This is a genomic window from Clostridium sp. (assembly GCF_032552055.1).
GTDB lineage: Bacteria > Bacillota > Clostridia > Clostridiales > Clostridiaceae > Clostridium.
Window position 1 is genome coordinate 1 of record NZ_JAWGSV010000407.1, and the last position, 1,471, is coordinate 1,471.

The 1,471-nt window shown below is 25.6% G+C and carries 2 protein-coding genes; both read right to left on the reverse strand.

The features are described 5' to 3' along the window. Nucleotides 1-147 precede the first annotated feature (147 nt). Entirely contained in the window at nucleotides 148-681 is a 534-nt protein-coding gene (locus tag E6248_RS15955) for a 2'-5' RNA ligase family protein (RefSeq protein WP_316341750.1), read from the reverse strand. A 20-nt stretch (nucleotides 682-701) separates the two neighbouring features. Then, the gene (locus E6248_RS15960) at nucleotides 702-1,328 is read right to left on the reverse strand and encodes a DUF488 domain-containing protein (RefSeq protein WP_316341752.1); all 627 of its coding nucleotides are present in this window, start codon (nucleotides 1,326-1,328) and stop codon (nucleotides 702-704) included. Nucleotides 1,329-1,471 lie beyond the last annotated feature (143 nt).

The following is a 1,471-nucleotide window of genomic DNA, read 5'->3' on the forward strand; positions in this document are numbered from 1 at the left end:
ATATTATCTTTATCCTCATTATTTTGATTATACAGTATTTATTTACTATTATTAATATCATCTTAATAATCATTAACCATTTGTATAACAAAAAAATTAGTATCTATCAAAATTCGATACTAATTTTTAACAATGTGATTATTTAAGTTATTTTAATCCTAATTTAAATTCTCTATAAAGTTTCCATGTACTATCTTCCCATTTAAAAATGCTAACATTATCAAAATTGCAATTGAAATTAAAAGAATACTGATTAACATAATTCCAAATCTTATCAAATTTTGGAGGAACTCTTTTCGATGTTAATGTTACATGAAAGATTTTATCTTTTCCATCCTTTTTATTAAAATTAATATAATCGAAGCTACTTAGTAAATCTATAAGTCTATTATGAAGTTCTTTTCCTTCTTTTGACATATTAACATCCATATAGATTACTCTATCATCAAAATGATTATATTTATCCATAGTAAAAGTAGCTGTTTCTTCTTCTTTACTAAATTTATATAAGGCTTCCTCTAATTCTCTTATGTTGCCTTCGTATTCAAAAGGAGCCTTAATAGTAAAATGAGCTGGAAGTTTAGACGACCTAGCATTAAACTTTTTAAATATATCTTTCCTCATTTCATTATTAAATCTTCCACCTTCACCTTTTACTACACACACTATTACATATCTCAATTTCCTTCCTCCTTTAACTACTATTTTTTAATAGGTAAATTTTCAATCCTATAACCAATTTCCTTATTGGCTATTCTATAACCTTCATTTATCATTTCTTCCCTAGTCATTTCATTTCCTAATAATGCATCTATAGTTAATTGATTTCTATCTGGAAAGTATTTATCAAGCAATCTTTCATCTATATAATCTTGATTCTTAATACTTAAGTCATCTAATATATGCATAACATTAAAACCAGCTTCTTTAAGTGGTCTACCTACTAAAATACTTCTATGACATCTTATTGGATCTTGCATAGCTCCAAGTAATACTATTCTATATCCTTTTCTGCATCCATCCTTTAATCTTTCTATCCCTCTTTTAAAATCCTCTTCTTCTACTACTTTTTCAAAATCAGAATAACCTTCAGCATTATAAGAAACTTTATTTATTCTCTTTGCTGCAAGTTCTTTTGCCATATAAATATATATAAAGCCTTCCTTTGTTAAGGTATGCTGAATTCTTTCCTTATCAAAATGTACATTATATTTAGAATATGGAGTTCCCCTAATATCTACAACAGTATTAATATTATAATACCTTAACATCTCTATTAATTTTTCCATGGAATAATTTGAATGACCTATTGTATATATATCAAACATACTTTACCTTTCTTGCCTTTAATATTATATTAATTTATCCGATTGCTACCATTGCTAATACTCCATCTTCTCAAAGTGAGAGCTAAGAATCGCTTTATTTCTTGTTATAAATTCTTATTTTTTTATAAAATTAAGTATATATG

Excerpts from the sequence above, each read along its gene's own strand:
- E6248_RS15960 (WP_316341752.1), bottom strand. The coding sequence starts at position 1,328 with ATGTTTGATATATATACAATAGGTCATTCAAATTATTCCATGGAAAAA.